The organism is Capnocytophaga periodontitidis (genome assembly GCF_016126015.1).
In the GTDB taxonomy this organism is placed as follows: domain Bacteria; phylum Bacteroidota; class Bacteroidia; order Flavobacteriales; family Flavobacteriaceae; genus Capnocytophaga; species Capnocytophaga periodontitidis.
The window spans coordinates 214,875-236,394 of the sequence record NZ_JAEFDB010000001.1 but is presented as its reverse complement, the minus strand read 5'-3'; the positions used below and the strand labels follow the sequence as shown (position 1 = coordinate 236,394).

The following is a 21,520-nucleotide window of genomic DNA, read 5'->3' as shown; positions in this document are numbered from 1 at the left end:
GATAGCTTTTTTTATAACAATTAACTTTCAATACAATGAATATCCATTTTATAGTAGCCCCCAGCACTCACTTGCGCCCCTTGATGATGGCTCTAAATGAACAGCACCACATCACTACCTTGCCAGAAGAATTGTCTTCTGAAACTCATTATGTAATTGCTGATCCTCACCTCTCACCTACTCACCCCGATTTGTTATTGGCTCAAAACTTAGGGCTTTCACCTATATCACCTAATGCTTTTCTATACGAATATTTCAAAAATAAAACCCGTGTAGTACTCAGTGGTGATAAGGGTAAGAAAGAGTGTTTGGCACGTGTGCTACACACTATGGATTTTTATAACCAACCTTTGAGTTATTGTTTAGAAACTCCTATTAATGGCAAACAAGTACATTTTGTAGATACCGAATTTGTTCTTTTTGAAGGAGGGGACAACAGTGCCGCACTACATCCTACCATTGCCCTCATCAGTGATATTAACAATGAAAAAGTAGAAGAATATCAAAACTTTATAGAATCCATTACTAAAGGAGGCATCCTTATTTACAACGAAGAAGATGAAGCTCTCAAAACAATTATAGAAAACAACGAGAGGGCGATACGTAAAATGGAATACCGCACCCCTCTATTTGAAACGCACAATGGCGAAACTTTTCTTATTACTCCCGAAGGAGAATTGCCCTTAGGCGATGCGTCGGCTACCCAAATAAGCTATATTGAGGCTGCCAAATGGGTATGCCAAAATATAGGCATTGATGAAGCCGATTTCTATGAAGCTATGGTGAGTTTCTAATCCTATTGGAGTTCATTAAGTACGGCTACTGTATGGCAAGCTACTACGGCTGCTGTTTCGGTACGCAAACGCGTATCACCCAATGATATAGGCACAAACGCCTGTTGTAAAGCGGTGTTGAGTTCAGTTGTTGAAAAATCACCTTCAGGTCCTATTAGTACTGTGATACGTTCAGGGAACGGAGTGAGTGTTCTTGAAAACAACCGCTTCTCATTTTCGTAACAATGGGCTATATATTTAGCTGAAGTATCTGTCTTCATCGCTTTAAAAAACTGACTTGAAGCAATAGGAGTATTGAGTTTAGGCAAATAACATTGCAGCGATTGTTTCATCGCCGAAAGAAGTATCTTCTCAAAACGCTCTACTTTAATAGTCGTACGATCAGAATGTTCACAAATAATAGGTGTAATTTCATCTACCCCTATTTCAGTAGCTTTCTCTAAAAACCATTCATAACGTTCATTCATTTTGGTAGGAGCTACTACCAAGTGTAAATAATAAGAACGCGATGATTGGGTAGTGCATTTCAGTATTCTTACTTCGCATTGTTTAGGAGACGCAAAATCTAATTGTGCTTCAAAAAGTTGTCCCTTACCATTAGTAATATGTAACACATCACCCGATTTTTTGCGCAATACCTTTACTATATGCTGACTTTCTTCCTTATCAAAAAAGCAATTTGTACTATCTAATTGCAGTGCTGGGTGATAAAATAATTGTATACTCATAGTTTAATTTTCTTAGAAATCATAAGCATTTTTCGAGGGCAAAGATACTACAAATTAAAAAAAAATACGTTTTTTATTTTGTAATTATAAAATTTAACTTACTTTCGCCCCGTGAAAAGTAATATTAATATGAAACGCGTAATAGTAGACTACAACAAACTAACTAATGAGATTCTCTCTATGTTAGTAGAAAAATACCCTGATGGGTATACTGATGCAGATGTAATTCGTTTTAAAAACGCCAAAAATGAGACCGTTGATGCCTTAGAAGTACGCACCGAGGACACTATCTATTTAGTGAAAGTAAGTACTCGTTTAGCCGATACAATGGAAAACTTCGACGAGGACGACGAATTTATGAACAATAATGACGATGAAATAGGGGTAGGCGGTTTAGACATCCCCGACGATTCTTCATTAGACGACGAATAAAAATACTCCAAGCGTATGATTTCCGCTTATATTCCTTACTCCAATATTCGGTTTTTCTCTACGCTCATCACCGATTATGTAGATGAGCAAGAAAAACTACGCCCTTTCTACAATCACTTTCCTTCAATAACAGAATTTGAAAAGCAAATAACTGAAAAAGAAGCTGATTTTAGTCAAGAAAAACGCAATGTTTTAGTAAGTAGCTTAAAAGCACAATACGCCGAGCTAAAAACGACCCCTAAAGTACTCAAAAATATAGAACTTTTAGCTCAAAGTAATACGTTCACAGTTACTACAGGACATCAGTTGAGTCTTTTTACAGGGCATCTTTATTTTATTTTCAAGATAATTTCAGTAATTAATACTGTTAGACAGCTCACTGAAAAGTACCCCAATAAACATTTTGTTCCTGTGTATTGGATGGCTACAGAAGACCACGATTTTGAGGAAATCAACCATTTTCACCTCAGCAATCGCACCATCTGTTGGAATAGCGACCAAACAGGAGCAACGGGCAACTTTTCCACCAATACACTCGAAGCGGTATTTCAAACGTTTGATAGAGCAATAGGATTGGGTAAAAATGCTGATGAATTGCGAGCTCTCTTCCGCGATAGTTATCTAAAAAACAATAATTTAGCTGAAGCTACTCGCTATTTAGTAAATGCCCTATTTGAAGATTATGGAGTGGTGGTAATCGATGGTAACGACAAATCTTTAAAAAAGGAATTTATCCCCTATATAAGCAATGATTTGTTACACAGTGTTGCTCATCGTGAAGTAACTAAAAGTATTGAGGCCTTACAAAAGGTGAATAGCACTTATCTTGTGCAAGTAAACCCACGTGAGGTGAATATGTTTTACCTTACCCCTAACGGCAGACACCGCATCATACGTACCACCGAAGGTTTTGAGGTACACGATACAAATATTCACTTCTCTAAAGAAGCTATTTTAGAAGAACTCAATACCTATCCTGAACGGTTTTCTCCTAACGTTATCTTGCGCCCTTTGTATCAAGAGGTGATATTGCCTAATTTGGCTTATATAGGTGGTGGTGGAGAAATAGCTTATTGGTTAGAATTAAAAGGATTTTTTAATACGGAAAAAGTACCCTTCCCCATACTGATGTTGCGCAATTCGGCAATGCTCGTTTCACAACGACAAGCTGAGAAAATTGAAAAACTACAGCTTTCTCTAAACGATTTATTCTTAAAACCAGAAGAGTTAAAGAATAAAAAAGTACGACAACTCAGTGAATTTCCTATAGATTTTACTCCTGAAAAGGAATTACTCCAACAGCAATTCACTCATCTATACCAATTAGCTGAACGTACTGACATTACCTTTAAGAATGCCGTAAAAGCCCAAGAAGTCCGACAGTTAAAAGGTTTAGAAAAACTTGAAAAACGACTTTTAAAAGCCCAAAAAAGGAAGTTTAGTGAGGAATTAGAGCGCACTACTATTTTGCAAAGTGAACTATTCCCTAATAACATCTTACAAGAACGTTTTGCTAACTTCACCGATTTCTATTTGCTGAAAGGTAAGGAATTCATCCCTGAATTAGTAAAAGACTTCAATCCCTTTGATTTTAGATTTGTAGTCATACAATACTAACGATACGAAAAAGACGCCCTTTGGCGTCTTTTTTTGTTATAAATAGGCATAAAAAAAGCTCCCTAATTTCTTAGAGAGCCTTTTTCACAATGCATATAAATACTACTACTAACTCCAAAATGAAGAAAATTTTTCCAGTTTAGAAAAATGTTATTTTATTACCATTGAGTAATAAAGTCTTTTTCACAAGATTTGTTTTAATGAGTATCACACTTAGGGTGATGATGTTTAATTTAGCATTTTTCTGTTTAGTATATGGAAAAATCTGTGCCAAACTTTTTGTTTAATTCATTAAAACATTCAATACACTGATTATCAATAACTAAAATAAAAATTAACTATAACACTTATTTCAAAAGCCTATAACAAAACGTGTAATTATACACCTTTAAATGTATAGTTGCACACTTTATTACACTATACTATTACCTTCGACAAATAGTCTTGGGTATTAGGCCCTTCGTGGAACAATAAATCCAATATTGATAAGTTAGGAATAAACCCATATTTATCTGAGAATATTTGATGATATGGAGGCATTGTTATAGGGTATTCTTTTTTAGCACTACTTAAAAAGCGATAGTCTTTTATTCCTTGAGGATCGGCTTCATACCCTTTTGTTTTATCAAAGTTGATATGTACCAATAGGCACGCTAAAATAGTTTCAATAGTATCAAGGTTTACATCGAGTAAATAAGTATATTGTTTTTCAAAAATACGTACCAAATCGTCCTCGTAATACTCAAAATAAGGTGAAGTGCGATAGGCAGTTTCTAAGCTCTTCCAATGCAATCGTTGCCAAGGAAAATTATTTTCTACCTTTACATCTTTAAACAGCTGTCTGCCAGTATCCCCTCCTACGTGTTTGATAGGTAAATTAAGAGCTTGTTTACCATTCGCACCATAAATATAAGCCCTATTGCGCAAAGTTTGCTTCTGATAGTTATCCGAAACTTCTAACACACAAGGGTTGTTCAATATCAAATGAAATTGAGCTATTGAAGGAAAATAAGTGGGGTGCAATAATACTTGTGTTACCATTTATTCTTTTTCTTTTTTCTTTTTCAGCAAACTATAAGCTAACCACAAACCGAGCAAAGCAAACACGATATAACGATACGATACGGGTTCTCCATCACCATTCACAGTGGTGAATAGACGATTCCAACGTATTTTCTTAAAGCCTGAAGCGTTTTGGTCTAAACTCATCCAAACGAGTACTGGTTTTCCTAATACGTGATCTTCAGGTACAAAGCCCCAAAAACGGCTATCTTCGGAATTATGGCGGTTGTCACCCATCATCCAATAATAGTCTTGTTTAAAGGTATAGCTATTAGCTTTTTGTCCGTTGATATAAATCTCATTACCTTTTACTTCCAATTGGTTGTGTTCATACACGCTGATAATGCGTTTATACAAAGGTAAATTCTCAATAGTAAGTGTTACACTTTTTCCTTTAGCAGGGATGGTAATGGGACCGTAATTATCCTCATTCCAAGGGAATGCAGGACTATGAGGGAAGATAGCCTTGTTGTACACTCCAGCCTTATTCACATTGCGAGTTACAGATACTATATTAGGATTGGCAGCTAATGCTTTTGCCACATCGTCAGTAAGAGAAGAAAAAATATAGGTATCGTTATTGATAGGATAAGCGCGATCGGTCACACCAAATTGTTGGTACATAGCACTCCAAACTTCTTCTATAGAGTTAAACAAATTAGGCTGTGTCACCACTATATACGATGTTTGTAGTTTAGCACGTACAGGGTAAATTTCTTTTTTGCCATTGATCCATACATCACCATCTTTTATCTCAAGTACATCACCTGGGATAGCTACCGTGCGTTTCACATAGTTTGATTTCTTATCAATAGGTTTATCAACGTGAATACCCGAATTATCGCGGAAGTATCTTACCGTATCAGTAGGCCAGTTGAATACAGTAATATCATTTCGTTGTACTTTTTGCAAAGCAGGCAAGCGCAAATAAGGTAATTGTGGTGTTTTGATGTATGATTTTGTACCTATTACAGGAATAGAATCGTGTACCATAGGTAATGATAAAGGTGTCATAGGCACACGCACTCCGTAATGGAACTTGCTCACAAAGAGGAAATCACCTACTAACAGTGTTTTTTCTAGGGAAGAAGTAGGAATCATATAAGGCTGTATGAAATAGGTGTGAATACCCGAAGCTGCTACCACAGCAAAGAGTACAGCACTTACCCACGACGATACATTTTTCTTGATTACCTCTACATCCTTACCTACATATTGTGTAGAGGGCAAATAAGTTACATAGGCAGCAAACAAGCCTAAAGTAACTACTGAAAGCAAGGTATAGCGTTTTTTGCGATAGTTAAACACGTGTAACCATTCGTAGGTCATCACTACTACCATAATATTGCCTATTACAGGTAAGTACAACAAGAAGACCCACCACCACGGACGTGAGATGATACGCAAAAAAATGACAGTATTATAAAAAGGTACAAAGGCTTGCCACGCTCTGTAACCTGCTTTTTCATAACCTTTCCAAAAAAATAGCCCATTGATGAGTTGTGCAATAATTAAAATGTATAAATATATCATCTTTAATCGTTAATTATTAATTATTTAATTGTTTTAAAAATTCGGCTACACCATCTTTTGAGTGGTGTAATGTTATATGTTTGGCAACGGCTTTCACCTCATTGCGTGCATTATCTACTGCTACGCCACAGCCAACGCCTTCTAACATTTCTAAATCGTTGTAGTTATCACCAAAAGCAATTGCTTCACTCAGCGGCAAATGGTATATTTCGTCCAAAACTACTTTTACCCCCGTGAGTTTAGAAATACTGATATCTGATAGTTCGATATAAGTTTCTTTTCCACGATAAATTTGCATTACCTTAGTATATTTCTCATTTAATAGTTGGAACATACGCTCAATAAGAGTTTCTTCCCCCATTAGCATCAGTTTGTGAGCTCCGTGCCCTGCTTGTTGCCACATTGTGAGCACTTCTCGGTTAGGACGTACTACAGGAGTTACTTTGGTAATAGTTTCTTCACGTTGTGCCCATTGATCGTATTGAGGTACATACCACTCATCGTTGTAATAAAAACTAATATGTATTTCTGAAGCAAACTCTTTTTCGTTGAGAGTAACCACCTCTTCCAATATCTGAAGAGGAATTGCTACTGAGTGCAGTACTTTTTCACCATTGAGCACTAATCCTCCATTATAAGCGATAAGGGGTAAACCTGCTATACCTAAATCTTTTTGTATGTGATACATTTGCTGAGGCATACGTGAAGATACTAAAATGAAAGGCATTTTGTCTTTCAGTTTTTTCACTTCGTGAATGGTATTTTGAGTAAGAGTACGTGAACCGCTTAAAAGAGTTCCATCAATATCAGAAAATATAATTTTATACATTCTTTAGTTATGAGTTAAAAAATTATGAGTTATGAGTTTGCAAAGATAATGCCTTTTTCTTAAAGAAAATAAGTTTCTTGCATTTTAGTTATGTAATGTTGTTGCTTGAACTAGATAAAAATACTGATTACTATATTCTATAATCATCATTTTCAATTGCTAAATCCAAGTACATCACTCATCGTGAAGACCCCTTGTTTATCTACAATCCACTCCGCTGCCATCACAGCGCCAAGAGCAAAACCATTGCGATTGTGAGCAGTATGTTTAATTTCTATAGTATCCACCTCACTGCTATAAGTGATGATGTGAGTACCAGGGGTATTATCAATGCGTTTGGCTACGATGGGAATTTCGTTTTCCCCAGCGGTATCTAAATGCCAGCCAGCTTTATCTGTCTCTGCGATGATACCTTCAGCCAAAGTAATTGCCGTACCACTAGGAGCATCGAGTTTTTGGGTATGATGGATTTCCTCAATAGCTACCTCATACTCCTTAAGTCCTGACATTAGTTTAGCTAAAGTTTTATTGAGAGCAAAAAATACATTCACCCCTATACTGAAATTAGATGCATACAAAAAAGCGGTTTGTTGTGCTTTACACAATGCCACCGCCTCGTTATATTGGGATAACCACCCTGTAGTACCTGCTACCACAGGTACTTTATGTGTCAAACTATTGCTGATATTTGCAAAAGCACTATTGGGCGTGCTGAACTCTATAGCAACATCGGCTATAGTAATGTTGTAAGGAGTTTCGGCATTATCTATTTTCAAAACAATCTCGTGACCACGCGCAACAGCTATTTGTTCAATGGTTTTACCCATTTTACCATATCCTAATAAAGCAATTTTCATATAATTAATAAATTAATAGTCAATGTTTTATTTTCTTATTTCTTATCAAATACAACTCTTTTTAAAAGTCGCAACTGATGTGTATAGTTTCTAAGTTCATTATTGAATATTCCTATATGATCCAAACGATCAATTCGCACTTTCCCAAAAGAATGAATAATTTTATTATCGCCTAACAGAATTCCTACGTGAATGATATTTCCTTCTTCATCATCAAAAAAAGCCAAATCGCCTGCCTCACATTCTTCTATAAAACTAATGAGTTCCCCGCATTTTGCTTGTTTCTCAGCAGTGCGAGGTAGATGTATATTGTTGAGTTTAAAGACCATTTGTACCAAACCAGAAGCATCTATGCCAAAAGGAGTTTTTCCTCCTGCCAAAAAAGGTACATTGAGATATTCTAAAGCGGTGGAAACTACGCCTTGATGAGAAGTTCTTTGGGTAGATTGAAAAGTATGTAAAAGATGATTATGAGAGAAAGTTGCCCCTTTGGGTATGTGCAAAAAGAGATCATCTCCTGTTTTCAAACGGAGTTTAGTAAGCCATCGATGTGCGTATTTCTCTTTCTTCTTAAGACATTTTTTGTAGTCCTTATCCGAAATTTCTGTAAACTGACTGTTATCTACCCAGCCTTCTACATTGTCGAATAACAAGCGCACATAGCTCCAATGTTCTTCTTTATCAATCACTTGCAGCAATTCACCGAATAGTAATTGCGTAATCATCTCGGCTCCTTCAAGGGGCTCTAAGCGTACTGGAACAACGCTCAAATGGCATATTCCATAAGGGGTTTCTAATATTTTCATACTCATCACGCGCGCAAAGATACGAATAATTTGTCAATTAGCAAATTAGCAAACTATAGAATTAGTAAATATGATGATTCTACTACAAGAGTTCACCTTCTCTATCAAATATACTATTTAAGTTAAAACACACAATTAACAAAATTTTAACATCAACCATTTGGTTAATACAAACGTTTAATATAATTTTGCCCCCGAAATCAAACAACAATGAGTAACACTAAAGACACATCCACCGAAGAACGCATCAAAGCCGCTGCTCGCAAAGTCTTTCACCAGAAGGGCTACGCAGGCACTCGCACCCGTGATATTGCTGAGGAAGCAGGTATCAATCACGCGATGCTCAACTATTATTTCCGCAGTAAAGAAAAGCTTTTTGAGATTGTAATGATGGAAACAATGGGGCAATTCTTTAAAGGTGTAGGTGTTATCCTCAATGATGAAAGTACCTCTTTAGAGGAGAAAATAAAGCAAGTTGTGGCTAACTATATTGATTTGCTCTTGGAAGAACCTGACCTGCCGACCTTTATACTCAACGAGGTACGTCCTAACCCGCAATTTTTTGTAGAGCAAAGTCCTATAAGGGAAGTACTTACTAACTCGGCGCTCACCCGTCAATATGCTGAAGCTGTAGCCCGCGGTGAAATTAGCGAGCCTAACTTAATACAAGCTATTCTCAATGTCATTGGGTTGGTGATATTCCCTTTTGTTGCCAAGCCTATATTAAGTGCAATTACCAACCTACCCGAGGAACAGTATAAAGCCTTAATGCTTCAGCGCAAAACCCTTATCCCACAATGGATTAGAGCGATATTGTTCCTCCCAAATAGGGCTGAATAAAGAGGAGATATATTTTTTATCCACAACCTAACCAAATGGTTAAACATATTGTATAAAATAAACAACAATTATATATGAGATTTATAGCATTACTTTTACTCTTCCCCATAATAGGTATCGCACAAGAAACGATTACCTTGGAGGATTGCTATCGATTGGCACGAGAGAATTACCCTGCTGTCAAAAAGCTCGATTTGGTAGCCAAAACCGAAGGCTATACCCTTACCAATGTCAATCGTGCTTACCTTCCACAGGTCTCTATCCTAGGGCAAGCCACTTACCAGTCGGAAGTAACCGACCTCTCTAAAACCATTGTAGGAGCACTCCCACTGCCTCCTAATGTCTCTTTGCCTACGATTGACAAAGAGCAATACAAGGTCGTGGGCGAGGTAAGCCAGCTTCTCTACGGAGGTGGTACGATTCACAGTCAGAAGGCTATTGCCAAAGCTCAAAGTGCCGTGCAAGCACAAGCGGTCGAAACCCAATTGTACACCCTGAAACAACGCGTGAGCAACCTATATTTTGGGGTGCTCCTCATCAATGCGCAACTCTCTCAAAACCGCCTCAATATCGAAACGCTTGAGTCGCAACTTAAGAAGGCGGAAGTAGCCCTAAAAAACGGTACGACCTTCCCCAGCAATGTAGACGAGCTTAAAGCCGAAATCCTCCGCGTGACAATGCAAACCACTGAGTACGAAGCTACTCAAGCTACCTACTTGCAAATGCTGTCTACTTTCATAGGTAAAGAGCTCTCCAACGCTTCCCAGCTTGCACAGCCTGCGTCCCAATCCCAGTCTCAAACCCTAAGTACCGAAATTTTTCGTCCTGAACTCAAAGGATTTCAGCTACAGGAATCGTTACTTAAAGCCCAAGAAAAACAGCTCAGTAGCGAATATATACCTAAGCTCAGTGCGTTTTTTCAAGGTGGTTACGGGCGTCCCACACTCAATATGCTCAGCAACCAAGCGGATTTCTACTACATCACAGGGCTCCGTTTGCAGTGGAATCTAAGTCCGCTATACAACTTATCGAGCAAGAGACACATTTTGCGCCTCAATCGAGAAAGTCTCACAACCGACCGCCAAGCCTTCTTGCTCAACACAAAACTCGAACTTACCCAACAGTCCGAGCAACTCAAAAAGCTACAAAAGCTCATAGAACAAGATGAAGCATCGGTAACTTTGCGCCATTCCGTCGCCAAAGCAGCCGAAGTACAGTTGGACAATGGGGTCATCACCACCCACGAATACCTGCAGAAAGTCAATGCTTGGCATCTTGCCCAGCAAACTCTTATCCTGCACCAAATACAACTCTTGCAAGCACAAGAGAACCAAAAACTAATTACTGGACAATCCTCCCCCAGCCCCTCCCAAGGAGGGGAGTTATAGCGAGGCTAACAATAAAACAGAACAAGAATACCATTTATTGGATAATAACTGAACAACAAAACAGAACAAGAATACCATTTACTGAATAATAACCCAATAAAAAACGCCCCTATTGCCTTTATGGCTTGCCCCCTCTCCCAAGGAGAGGGGGCAATGGGGGTGAGGAACTAAAATGAAAAAGATAACACTTATTACCACATTGATAGCTTTAATAGCTTGCAATAATAAGAACAAATTCGACGCTTCTGGCAACTTCGAAGCCGACGAAGTCATTGTTTCTGCCCAACAGACGGGGCAACTCATCGACTACGATGTAGAGGAAGGCAAAACTCTTACCGAAGGTCAAAAGGTCGGTCAGATAAACGTCGCCCTTCTCAAGATACAGAAAGAGCAAGTGGAAGCCACTATCGCCTCACTCAAAGAGAAAACCCAAAACCCTGCCGACCAGGTGGCACTCATTCGTAGCCAACTCGAAGTACAGCGCGCACAACTCGCCCAACAGGAACGTGAGCTTATGCGTACGCAGAACTTAGTACGTGGTGGGGCTGCCACACAAAAGCAATTGGACGACCTCTCCGCCCTCATCGACCAGCTTCGCAAGCAGATAGCTGTAACCGAGAACCAACTCAAGGTGAGCCTGACCAATATCAACACCCAGAACCGCAATGTGCTCAGCCAAGAAGCTCCTCTGCAAAAGAATGCCGAAGCCGTTCAAGAGCAAATTAATCAGGGTGATATTATCAACCCCATTGCGGGCACTGTGCTTACTAACTACGCCCTAAAAGGAGAAATGCAGACGTTCGGGAAGCCACTATACAAAATCGCCAATACCGATGTACTAACTCTAAAAGCCTACATCACCGGTGACCAACTATCCCAAATCAAATTAGGACAGCAAGTTACCGTGCGCACCGATGCCGGAAAAGGCGAATACCGCACCTATCAAGGCGAAATTATCTGGATATCTCAAAAGAGCGAGTTCACCCCCAAAACAATTCAAACCAAATCTGAACGCGCTAACCTTGTATACGCCATCAAGATAAAGGTTAAAAACGACGGCTATCTCAAGATAGGAATGTACGGTGAAGTACTATTCAAATAACCTCGCTCTACACCCCCCCGCTGGCGCGAACCTGTGGCTTGTGCCTATTAAGAACAGAGCTTGTAACTCATACTCTTAGCACATTTTTTGTAGCTTACTAACAAATACAACCCTATGTTAAAGAAATACGACAAAGTAATAGCAACGGTTTTCGTCCTGCTTACCATAGTTTTTATAGTAGTCTTTCTCACTAATGACTCCTTTTTTGAGTGGACTTTTGCACGGCATCACAATATATTGAGCTGGTATGTGCGCCCGCTCTTTATCGTGCCTATGGTGTATTTTGCTTTGAGGAAATCGTATGCAGGAGTGTCATTGAGTATCTTTTGCCTATTTACTAGTATGTTTTGGTTCTCCATCCCACAACAAACCGACCCTAAAGTGCTCGGCTTCTTAGCCTACGAAATGGACTATCTCAAAGGCACGTGGGACACAAAAAAGATACTTTTCTCACTAACGGTACCGCTCTTTTTCTATCTGCTGATAGTCTCAGCGTGGAAGAGAAAATGGCGCTTATTGCTCTACACCGTAGTGTTAGCAGCGCTTTTAAAACTGTTATGGAGCGTGGTGAGCAGTGGTGCAAGCGGTTGGTCAGTAGCCAAACCCGCTCTTGTAGGACTGGTAATATGCGTAGTATTTATTTTGATAACAAGAAAAAAAGAGGAAAAATAAAAAGAAAATCAGTGTCCGCTCGCTTTTGAAAAAAGGTTGATAACCAACACCCCTGCGATAATAAGCAGGGAACCCAATACAAAAGGCAAGTCTATTTTGTTCTTAAAAACAAGAATACTCACAATAGCAGTCAGTACAATCCCTACCCCCGACCAGATAGCGTAGGCTACCCCCAACGGAATATTCTTGAGGGCTAAGGATAAAAAATAAAAACAAACTCCAAATGAAAATAGAGAGCCAACGGTAGGTAACCATTTAGAAAACCCTTCCGATTTGCCCAAAAGAGAAGTGCCCAGCACTTCAAAAACAATAGCTAAGGTTAAATACAAATAGTGCATATAAGTATATTATTTATTAATTTGCGGCAAAAATACAACTTTTTTAACAATAAAAAAAACAGCCTGCGTGGCTCACACCTAATTAATAAAATGACAAGCATCACTATACATAATCTCAGCAAGTCCTACGGCGATATCCACGCCGTCCAACACCTTTCCTTAGAAGTTAAAAAGGGCGAACTCTTTGGGCTTATCGGTCCCGATGGGGCGGGCAAAACCACCGTCTTTCGTATGCTCACCACTCTCCTCTTGCCTGATGAGGGTACAGCAAGCATCGAGGGCTGGGATATCGTCAAAGATTATAAGGAGATCCGCAAGCACGTGGGCTATATGCCTGGGCGCTTCTCTCTCTATCAAGATCTCACTGTCGAGGAGAACCTCTCCTTCTTCGCTACTGTTTTTGGTACGACTATTTCTGAGAATTACGACCTTATCAAGGATATTTACGAGCAAATAAAGCCGTTTAGCAACCGTCGCGCGGGCAAGCTCTCAGGGGGTATGAAGCAGAAGTTAGCCCTTTGTTGTGCCCTCATTCACAAGCCCAAAGTCCTTTTGTTAGACGAGCCCACCACAGGGGTAGATGTGGTTTCGCGCAAAGAGTTCTGGGAGATGCTGAAAAAACTGAAGGCGCAAGGCATCAGCATACTCGTTTCCACCCCTTATATGGACGAAGCCAGCCTGTGCGACCGCATTGCCTTAATACAATCAGGCAAGGTGCTTTCCACCAGCACCCCCGAGCAAATCATAGCCCAGTACCCCACTGCACTCTATGCTATCAAGGCTCCCAATTTGTACGCACTGCTCCAGCACCTGCGCGAGCACCCCAACATTGATAGCTGTTACCCCTTTGGCGAGTACCTACACATTACTGTCAAGGAAAACACCAACATTCCCATATTCGAGCAACAGCTGAAAAACACCTTCCCCCACCTCGAATGGAAAGCCATTGCCCCCACCATCGAGGACAGTTTTATAAGATTAATGGAAGCAAATTGAAACAATATTTATCACCTTTCCAGATTGTCCCCCTTCGGAAAGGTCTGCGACAGCAGAGTATGTGTGGGGGTAATTTGCTAATTTAATAAGATGTACGCAATACACTGTCATAACCTAACAAAGCAATTCGGCGATTTCAAAGCCGTAAACAACATTTCCCTTACCGTTGAAAAAGGCGAAATCTTCGGCTTCCTCGGTGCCAATGGTGCGGGGAAAACCACCGCTATACGCATCTTCTGCGGACTCTCCTATCCTACCTCGGGCGAGGCACAAGTAGCAGGCTTCGATGTCTATCGAGAGCAAGAGCAGATAAAAAAGCACATCGGCTATATGAGTCAGAAGTTTTCGTTGTATGACAACCTCACCGTGCAGGAAAACATCACCTTCTACGGAGGCGTCTATGGCTTGAGTCGCAAGGAAATCAAAACCCGCAGTACCCAGCTTATCACCAAGCTCGGCTTGGAGGCTGAAGCCAACAAACTCGTAGGGTCGCTACCTCTTGGCTGGAAGCAGAAGCTCGCCTTTTCGGTGGCTATCTTCCATCGTCCCGAAATCGTATTCCTCGACGAGCCTACCGGTGGTGTAGACCCGATAACGCGCCGTCAGTTCTGGGATATGATATACGAAGCCTCCGCGCAGGGCATCACCGTATTCGTTACCACCCACTATATGGACGAAGCCGAGTACTGTCACCGCATCAGCATAATGGTAGACGGCAAAGTGGAAGCAATGGATACGCCCACTCGCCTTAAATCACAGTTTAATACCCATTCAATGGACGAGGTGTTCTACCAACTCGCCCGTAAAGCAAAACGTTCAGCAGACTAAACAATGAAACAGCTTATCGCCTTTATACGCAAGGAATTCTATCACGTATTCCGCGACCGTCGCACGCTACTGATACTCTTCGGTATTCCCATAGCGCAGATTATCCTTTTCGGTCAAGCCCTCAGCAGCGAGGTCAAGAATATCGGTATCGCTGTATTAGATCAGGCAAACAATACCTATAGCCAAGAAATCACACACCGCTTGCAGGCAAGTCCGTATTTTAAGCTGAAAGACCCTTTGTTTCGTTACGATCAAGTAGAAGACCAATTCAAGCGTGGCACCATAAAAGCTGCGCTCATCTTCCCTCTCGATTTCGGCAAAGACCTCTACACACCCAGTGGCACCTCGCTACAACTCATCACCGATGGGAGCGATCCCAACACGGCTAAAACGGTGCAAAACTACTTCTCAGCTATGGTAGCCAGCTATCAGCAAGAGCTGAACCCTACTGTGCAACTACCCTACCAGATAACCGTTGAAAACCGAATGCTGTATAACGAGGAGCAGAATGGCTCTATGAACTTCGTACCTGGGGTGATTGCGCTCGTCTTTATGATAGTGAGTACTGCCCTCACCTCGGTAGCGGTGGTGCGCGAAAAAGAGTTAGGCACTATGGAAATCCTTTTGGTATCGCCTTTCAAACCTATAATGATACTCATTGCCAAAGCTGTGCCTTACCTTATTCTCTCGCTCATCAACTTCACCGTGATACTCCTGCTATCGGTCTATATGCTCGATGTCCCGATACGTGGCAATCTGCTGTTGTTGTACGCCGAAAGCACCTTGTTTATCATCATCTGTTTGTCGTTGGGGCTACTCATATCCACCATTACCGCTTCACAGCAAACGGCTATGCTCATCGCTATGATGGGAATGATGCTCCCTACGGCTTTCTTTACCGGCTTTATGTTCCCCATAGAGAATATGCCTCTTATCTTTCAGGGGATATCTAAAGTCTTCCCCTCAAGTTATTACTACAGTATCGTGAAGAAAGTAATGCTCAAAGGATTGGATTTTACTTATGTATGGAAAGAAACGCTGATATTAATAGCAATGGCAGTAATTTTCTTAAGCCTTGCAATGAAGAAGTTTAAGATTAGATTACAATAAAGAAGAAATGAAAACCTTATCATTTATACTCCAAAAAGAATTTAAGCAGATATTCCGAGATAAGACCATCTTGGCAATGATGCTTGTGGCGCCTATGATGCAGCTGATTATATTGCCCTTAGTTGCCAATTTCGATGTGAAGAACATTAACCTTGTGTATATCGATCACGACCAAAGTACCTATTCTCACCAACTGATACAGAAGATTACTGCCTCGGGTTACTTTAAACTCGTAGAGGCTCCTTTCTCTTACAAAGAAGGCATCGCCCTGATAGAAGACGGTAAAGCTGATGTAGTTTTAGAAGTCCCCGAAGGTTTTGAGCGCAACCTCGTACGCGAAGGAAAGCAGACACTTGGTCTCTCTATCGATGCGATTAATGGGAGCAAGTCGTCTTTAGGAGGAGCGTATTTGCTTTCGGTAATACGTGACTTCAACACTCAGCTCGATATAAATGTGAAAACACCCCAACGGATAAGCAATATAGCCAAATTCAGTGTGGCGAATACACACTGGTACAACCCACAAATGGAGTACAGATATTACATAGTTCCAGGCATTTTAGCCTTATTACTCACTATTATTGGGGGATTTCTCTCTGCTTTGAATGTAGTCAAAGAAAAGGAAATAGGCACTATCGAGCAGATTAATGTAACGCCTATCAAGAAGTGGCAGTTTATCTTAGGCAAGCTCATTCCCTTTTTGGTAGTGGGGCTCATTCTCTTTACCTTGGGGCTTGTGGTGATGTATGTAGTATATGGTATCTTCCCCGCAGGCAGTTTGCTCACCTTGTATGCCTTTGCGATAATGTACCTCATCGCGATTCTCGGCTTCGGACTTCTGGTCTCCACTTATGCTAATTCGCAGTTGCAAGCTATGTTCATCGCCTATTTCTTTATAATGATATTCCTATTGATGAGCGGTTTCCTCACCAGTGTAGACAGTATGCCCGCTTGGAGTCAGCAAGTGAGTAATGCTATTCCGGTAACCCACTTTGTCAATGCAATGCGCCTTATTGTGCTCAAAGGCAGTAGTTTTGCACAACTCAGTACTGAGTTCTTATATTTAGTAGGCTTTGCAATACTGCTGAACAGCTGGGCAATTTGGAACTATAAGAAAACGAGTTAATTACGAATAACGAATTACAAATGACGAGTATACTTTTCATACTCAAATAGGTAATATTCTTCATCTGAAAAATACTGATAACATCCTTTAGTTTCGTTGCTATAACCTATATCCCAACCTACAAATTCAGCTTCACATTGGGCTATTTCGTTAAGAAAAAATGAAGACACTTCAGTTAAGCACAATCTTATACCAAAATCGAGGAATGGAAGTATAATTACATCCCCTACTGTAGTAATAGATTGTATTTTAGAGAGTATCCATTCTTTCTTTTTAACTGAAGTTAGTTCTTCATTTAACAACAACCTATCATTATAGGGGGTATTGTTCTCATATCGTATAGCCTCCCGTACAAAATCATAAAAAGACATTAGTGCTTCGGTATTTACCAATCCTAATACTTCACAGTAAGGATTAGCTTTATAAGAAATTATTTTTGCTTTTTGAGCAAGTTCTATTAGCTTTTGCTCAATACGATCTTGTAACATCTCAATATATCAATTTTAACTAAAAAAAAGGAAGAATTATACGACAAACAATAAAGATAATGCCATAAAATAAAGGAGGAATGAACATCAATAGAAATCCTTTTTCTGTTTTAAAAATTCTTTCATAATAGTTTATCACAAGCACATTTAACAAAAACACAGCATAGTTGACAAAAGTTTCATAAAACTCCATAATTTCCACGAAGAGGTGATGGTAACTTACGGGCTTCCCTTCTGTAGCAACACCTATGAGTTTAGGCCTATCAGAAAGACTTGTCTTATAGACAAAATCATCTTCTAACTCGTAATAGGTAATTTTATCTCTAAACTTTATTTCAGGGATGTCTACAAAGTTGAACTTCTTTAACCTTAAACTAATGTCCGCATCACCCTCTCTGCTAGGCTCTTTCATTTGTTTTACCTCCTGTTCTGAAGCCAAATAAATATTTAAATTTTTCTTTTTCCCCATTCCCCAGTACTCATATCCCTTTACCCAACCTGTTTTTTTAGGTAGGGAATCAAGGTTGTCTAACACATTAAAAGTCTTATAAAGAATGAAAATATTGGGCAAACAGAAAATAATAACAACAAGATAGATAAGTAGTTTTTTCATTCTTATTTTTAACTTTTGAAATTACTCATTCCACTTTCTAGCATTGATGCTATCGAGTAGCGGTTGGAAACCGTCAACAAGGTCGAATTGAGTGCCTATGGCATCAAAAATAGCATCTTGGGTGAGTACCCATTGTGGTACCTCATCTGGCATTTTACCGTCGTTGCTATCGAAATAGTCTTCGCGCCATTGAGGGCTGTCGTAATACGCCTCCAAAGCCTCATACTCGGGTTGTATGGCTTTCCATTCTTCTAAAAGAGTTTCAGCTTTGCTAAGAATACCCTCTAATCGTAAGAGGATATCGTTCATTTTCTTGATGTTTTCGTATCGTTTATTCATTTTAATATTATTTTTAGCTATATTCTACTTCAAACTTATTATTTCTATATCACAGAAAGACTATTTAAAAAGTCTCAAAATCGTATTTGTATCGCTACACTTTGCCAAAATTTTTAGACTTTGGCAAAGTTAAACCTAAAAAGAACACATTTTCTTATTAAACTCATATTAAAGACTAAATTTCAGGAAAAATAATCTCTTTAGGAATGAAACTATAGTCTTCTTTATTGATAACTTGAACCTCTTTTAAGTAATTTTCTTTAGAAAACTTAAAACAATAAGGTTTGTCCCTCAAAAAATCCCATTGAACAATAGCTTCTGAATGTACTACCTTAATTGTTGCCCATCCTCCATCGTCTGCAACACCACAAGCACAAGTAAACAATAGATATTCACCACTTTGTAAGCTACTTTTGTATAATTCAGTGGGGACTATCAGTATATCTTCAAAATCAGGATAAGTAGCTATATCCTCATCGTCAATGAAAAGCTGTAGATAACTACAATTTTCAAAACGAATACTATCGCGAATAAGGTATTCATCTTCTTTTAGTGTAACTACATTGATTTTGAGTCTATTCATTGCTATTTTTCAGCAAATGTATATTCTGATATACCTTTCTAATCTCGTCTCTTACTTCCATTAGCGCAAAGCCCAAGAGGTTCTTGCCACGCCACGAGGCGATGTTATGTGCTTTCTCATTGTCTTTCCCCAAGCCTATCCCCCAAATAGTATCCATCGGACTTGCCTCTACTAATATTTTATCACCAGTAGAGAGCAAAAAGTCCATCATTTCCTTATTCTGAGTGAATTTGTAGTAATTTCCATTCAGCACGATGCTGTATTTGAGTTTGTCCCACACCTGAGGGTCAAAGTTGCGCACTTTCCTTCCCAAGGCTTTCATCAGTTTAGGGTCAGAAGTGTTCATTATCTCCTTTTCTACTTCTTCATCACCAAACAAACGCGCTTTTTCAGCCATCATATACTGTTCAGCACAAGAATAGTGATAAGCATTCAACTGAAAAGGAGAAGGTTGCCATTGCGAAAAACAAGATTCATCTATCACCTGAGCATTAGGTTTCCAAAAGAATAGAAAATTGAGTTCTTTTGCTGAGTTTAAAAAAAATGTCAGAGAGTATCTGTAGGTTCCTTTAGCCTGCCAAAAGGGAATACGATTATCCCCATAATAGTAATCATTCTTCCCAGAACTTAATTCTTCTATCGTAACTCTTGGCTTCCAAGTATTTAAATGCCAAAAGCAAGGACGAGGATATAGCTCTTGATACTCTTGCTGTTGTGCAGGGGTAAGTGCCCTATACCATTTCCAAAAATCATAAGCATAGGCTTCACCATAGCCCATACGCCAGCCTATGGTAAACTCTGAAAGCTCTGGAAACTTAATCCAAGGAGGGGTCTTAAGTTCAAATGTAGGTTTCATTTTTTCTTCTCCCAATTTTTGCCATATACGGCATAATACATCGCCTCTTGGTAGTAATCCTCTTTGTCTTTCAAAAAGTCGTTGAGGAGTGCTTTGTTTTCAGGATTTTTCATCGCCTCTGTAAGCGACTTGAATATCACATCATCTTGTGAAGAAATCACTCCCTCATATATCGTAGGCAAGGTCTCTACGTTAAACCCATGCCTTTTTATTAGCGCATTCACAAAATTTATGTGTATCATCATCTGGTCCTCATCATCTACTAGCTTAAAGTATTGCTCAACCAAAGGAAAATACTTCTTGCTGGTGAGTCCTAAGCCAAATATGGCATAACTTCCTGTTACACAACTATTTTCAATATATTCCGTATCGGTATACCATTCAAGCTCTTTTATCGCTACCTTCGCATATTCCTCTAATTTAGGATGCAAGGTCTCATATTGCAATGCCTGTGCAAAAAAGCGATGAGTGCTTGATTTTACAAGACCTTTTATATCCAAAAACTGTTTAGGAGCTTTAGAACTCAGCTTGATTTGATAACTATGGTGGAATCCTGCTTTAAGCAGCGCAATGATAAAATCCAATGCCTTACCATAAGCCTCAGCAGTCTCTTGCTTGATTTTAAGGCTAATGGTAGCAAATACATCATTGGCATCAGCTTCCAATTGGCTATCTTTGTAGTGAATAAGGTCATCGGGTATCTCGCCCGTACCTTTTTTAAGGTATTGCTTAGCTTTCTCCGACCCCAGTTCATTAGCAGCTCGTTCTAAATCTTCTTGAGCAGACTTTACATCCCAACTGTATTGTTTGTATTTGATTTTCCAAAGGGCTTGTTGTATATAGAGGTTTAGTTTGTCTGTATCAATTTTTTCAGGGGTGATACCTTCTTTGAGTGTATATTTAGTATTCCATTGAGATCCTTTTTCATCATAGTACAATGGATAGAAAACTTCATACTTCCAATATCTAGCCTTAAAAGTAAGCCATCTTGCATTTTCTTTTAGCCAATCTTTTTTACCAGCATAAAGTTTTAATGTTTTTTCAGCAATAGCTATGATTTGGCTCGCTGTATAGCCATTGAGCTCTGTATCAAATAACTTATCTAAAAAGCTAACTATCTCTCCATCCTCCATTTCTCTACTGGGGTGGTTGATTACCTCTTCCATAAAAGTATCAAAACGATTCTTAAGCTCTGCTTTGCGTGCTTCGTGTACCAGTTTGAACTGTAGTGTGTAATCTTCAAATTCAATATTTACCGATGTTTTGTACCTAAACTTTCCAAAAAAAGCTTCTGTAAAAAATATCTTAGTAATTTTCTCCTGCAAAGTATTAGCAATAGTTTTCTTTTCTTCTTTAGAAAGTGTAGAGGAATTGGTAATAACTATTTCTTGAGGGGTACTATACCTTTTGAGTGAAGTATAAAAGAGGATGCTATTATCACGATTTTCATCTTGCTCAATTAAAATATAGTTAGCAGAGCCTTCCACAAGGTAGCGATACTGATAAGGAGTTTTTATTTCACTTCCTATCTTTTCTAATATGCCTTGTAGAATTTCTTTAGCGTATTTTTCTGCTGTATTCAT

General features: G+C 39.2%; 24 protein-coding genes. 11 read left to right on the top strand and 13 right to left on the bottom strand.

Going from position 1 to position 21,520, the window contains the following annotated elements; genetic code table 11:
- Positions 1 to 35: 35 nt before the first annotated feature.
- Positions 36 to 794, top strand: coding sequence for a Mur ligase (locus tag I7X29_RS01105; RefSeq protein WP_198472518.1), 759 nt, complete (start codon positions 36 to 38; stop codon positions 792 to 794).
- A 2-nt stretch (positions 795 to 796) separates the two neighbouring features.
- Here the strand turns inward: I7X29_RS01105 and I7X29_RS01100 are convergent, their stop codons facing one another.
- A complete protein-coding gene (locus I7X29_RS01100) occupies positions 797 to 1,522 on the bottom strand; it encodes a 16S rRNA (uracil(1498)-N(3))-methyltransferase (RefSeq protein WP_198472517.1) in 726 nt (241 codons plus the stop codon).
- A gap of 129 nt (positions 1,523 to 1,651) precedes the next feature.
- Between I7X29_RS01100 and I7X29_RS01095 the strand changes: the two genes are divergently transcribed.
- Complete coding sequence (locus I7X29_RS01095; RefSeq protein WP_198472516.1) at positions 1,652 to 1,954, top strand: hypothetical protein; 303 nt, start codon at positions 1,652 to 1,654, stop codon at positions 1,952 to 1,954.
- A gap of 15 nt (positions 1,955 to 1,969) precedes the next feature.
- A complete protein-coding gene (bshC, locus tag I7X29_RS01090; protein WP_198472515.1) occupies positions 1,970 to 3,571 on the top strand; it encodes a bacillithiol biosynthesis cysteine-adding enzyme BshC in 1,602 nt (533 codons plus the stop codon).
- Positions 3,572 to 3,988: 417 nt separating this feature from the next.
- On the opposite strand, the gene I7X29_RS01085 is transcribed toward bshC, so the two are convergent.
- The 5 genes from I7X29_RS01085 to I7X29_RS01065 all read right to left on the bottom strand — a co-directional run bounded on the left by I7X29_RS01085 (position 3,989) and on the right by I7X29_RS01065 (position 8,664).
- Positions 3,989 to 4,612: a WbqC family protein gene (locus I7X29_RS01085; protein ID WP_198472514.1), complete on the bottom strand. Its 624-nt coding sequence runs from the start codon at positions 4,610 to 4,612 to the stop codon at positions 3,989 to 3,991.
- Positions 4,613 to 6,166 (bottom strand): signal peptidase I, encoded by a 1,554-nt coding sequence (lepB, locus tag I7X29_RS01080; RefSeq protein WP_198472513.1) that lies wholly within the window; start codon positions 6,164 to 6,166, stop codon positions 4,613 to 4,615.
- A gap of 16 nt (positions 6,167 to 6,182) precedes the next feature.
- Complete coding sequence (locus tag I7X29_RS01075; RefSeq protein ID WP_198472512.1) at positions 6,183 to 6,995, bottom strand: HAD family hydrolase; 813 nt, start codon at positions 6,993 to 6,995, stop codon at positions 6,183 to 6,185.
- Positions 6,996 to 7,147: 152 nt separating this feature from the next.
- Positions 7,148 to 7,852 carry a 4-hydroxy-tetrahydrodipicolinate reductase gene (gene dapB, locus I7X29_RS01070; RefSeq protein ID WP_198472511.1) on the bottom strand — a complete coding sequence of 235 codons (705 nt, stop codon included), beginning with the start codon at positions 7,850 to 7,852 and terminating at the stop codon, positions 7,148 to 7,150.
- A gap of 35 nt (positions 7,853 to 7,887) precedes the next feature.
- Positions 7,888 to 8,664 carry a C40 family peptidase gene (locus I7X29_RS01065; RefSeq protein ID WP_198466455.1) on the bottom strand — a complete coding sequence of 259 codons (777 nt, stop codon included), beginning with the start codon at positions 8,662 to 8,664 and terminating at the stop codon, positions 7,888 to 7,890.
- Between the two features lie 204 nt (positions 8,665 to 8,868).
- Here I7X29_RS01065 and I7X29_RS01060 point away from each other — a divergent pair, with 204 nt between their 5' ends.
- From I7X29_RS01060 to I7X29_RS01045, 4 genes are all read left to right on the top strand, one after another.
- Positions 8,869 to 9,498: a TetR/AcrR family transcriptional regulator gene (locus I7X29_RS01060; RefSeq protein WP_198472510.1), complete on the top strand. Its 630-nt coding sequence runs from the start codon at positions 8,869 to 8,871 to the stop codon at positions 9,496 to 9,498.
- A gap of 74 nt (positions 9,499 to 9,572) precedes the next feature.
- Entirely contained in the window at positions 9,573 to 10,886 is a 1,314-nt protein-coding gene (locus I7X29_RS01055) for a TolC family protein (protein ID WP_198472509.1), read from the top strand.
- Between the two features lie 172 nt (positions 10,887 to 11,058).
- Positions 11,059 to 11,988: an HlyD family secretion protein gene (locus tag I7X29_RS01050; RefSeq protein WP_198472508.1), complete on the top strand. Its 930-nt coding sequence runs from the start codon at positions 11,059 to 11,061 to the stop codon at positions 11,986 to 11,988.
- A gap of 114 nt (positions 11,989 to 12,102) precedes the next feature.
- The gene (locus I7X29_RS01045) at positions 12,103 to 12,660 is read left to right on the top strand and encodes a hypothetical protein (RefSeq protein ID WP_198472507.1); all 558 of its coding nucleotides are present in this window, start codon (positions 12,103 to 12,105) and stop codon (positions 12,658 to 12,660) included.
- 8 nt (positions 12,661 to 12,668) lie between these two features.
- Here I7X29_RS01045 and I7X29_RS01040 read toward each other — a convergent pair whose 3' ends face one another.
- The gene (locus tag I7X29_RS01040; RefSeq protein ID WP_198472506.1) at positions 12,669 to 12,998 is read right to left on the bottom strand and encodes a DMT family transporter; all 330 of its coding nucleotides are present in this window, start codon (positions 12,996 to 12,998) and stop codon (positions 12,669 to 12,671) included.
- Between the two features lie 90 nt (positions 12,999 to 13,088).
- On the opposite strand from I7X29_RS01040, the gene I7X29_RS01035 reads away from it, so the two are divergent.
- The 4 genes from I7X29_RS01035 (at position 13,089) to I7X29_RS01020 (ending at position 17,058) form a co-directional block, all read left to right on the top strand.
- Entirely contained in the window at positions 13,089 to 13,994 is a 906-nt protein-coding gene (locus tag I7X29_RS01035) for an ABC transporter ATP-binding protein (RefSeq protein WP_198472505.1), read from the top strand.
- Between the two features lie 90 nt (positions 13,995 to 14,084).
- Positions 14,085 to 14,822, top strand: a complete 738-nt coding sequence (locus tag I7X29_RS01030; protein WP_198472504.1) for an ABC transporter ATP-binding protein — start codon at positions 14,085 to 14,087, stop codon at positions 14,820 to 14,822.
- A gap of 3 nt (positions 14,823 to 14,825) precedes the next feature.
- Complete coding sequence (locus I7X29_RS01025) at positions 14,826 to 15,932, top strand: ABC transporter permease (protein ID WP_198472503.1); 1,107 nt, start codon at positions 14,826 to 14,828, stop codon at positions 15,930 to 15,932.
- A 7-nt stretch (positions 15,933 to 15,939) separates the two neighbouring features.
- The gene (locus I7X29_RS01020; protein WP_198472502.1) at positions 15,940 to 17,058 is read left to right on the top strand and encodes an ABC transporter permease; all 1,119 of its coding nucleotides are present in this window, start codon (positions 15,940 to 15,942) and stop codon (positions 17,056 to 17,058) included.
- Between the two features lie 14 nt (positions 17,059 to 17,072).
- On the opposite strand, the gene I7X29_RS01015 is transcribed toward I7X29_RS01020, so the two are convergent.
- The 6 genes from I7X29_RS01015 to I7X29_RS00990 form a co-directional block, all read right to left on the bottom strand.
- Complete coding sequence (locus I7X29_RS01015) at positions 17,073 to 17,546, bottom strand: hypothetical protein (RefSeq protein WP_198472501.1); 474 nt, start codon at positions 17,544 to 17,546, stop codon at positions 17,073 to 17,075.
- Positions 17,547 to 17,565: 19 nt separating this feature from the next.
- Positions 17,566 to 18,159 carry a hypothetical protein gene (locus tag I7X29_RS01010; RefSeq protein ID WP_002681539.1) on the bottom strand — a complete coding sequence of 198 codons (594 nt, stop codon included), beginning with the start codon at positions 18,157 to 18,159 and terminating at the stop codon, positions 17,566 to 17,568.
- Between the two features lie 21 nt (positions 18,160 to 18,180).
- Complete coding sequence (locus tag I7X29_RS01005; protein WP_198472500.1) at positions 18,181 to 18,498, bottom strand: DUF4298 domain-containing protein; 318 nt, start codon at positions 18,496 to 18,498, stop codon at positions 18,181 to 18,183.
- 175 nt (positions 18,499 to 18,673) lie between these two features.
- Positions 18,674 to 19,081 (bottom strand): hypothetical protein, encoded by a 408-nt coding sequence (locus I7X29_RS01000; RefSeq protein WP_198472499.1) that lies wholly within the window; start codon positions 19,079 to 19,081, stop codon positions 18,674 to 18,676.
- Positions 19,074 to 19,937 (bottom strand): NADAR family protein, encoded by an 864-nt coding sequence (locus tag I7X29_RS00995; RefSeq protein WP_198472498.1) that lies wholly within the window; start codon positions 19,935 to 19,937, stop codon positions 19,074 to 19,076. The genes I7X29_RS01000 and I7X29_RS00995 overlap by 8 nt, the downstream gene beginning before the upstream one ends.
- Positions 19,934 to 21,520: a DUF6138 family protein gene (locus I7X29_RS00990; RefSeq protein WP_198472497.1), complete on the bottom strand. Its 1,587-nt coding sequence runs from the start codon at positions 21,518 to 21,520 to the stop codon at positions 19,934 to 19,936. The genes I7X29_RS00995 and I7X29_RS00990 overlap by 4 nt, the downstream gene beginning before the upstream one ends.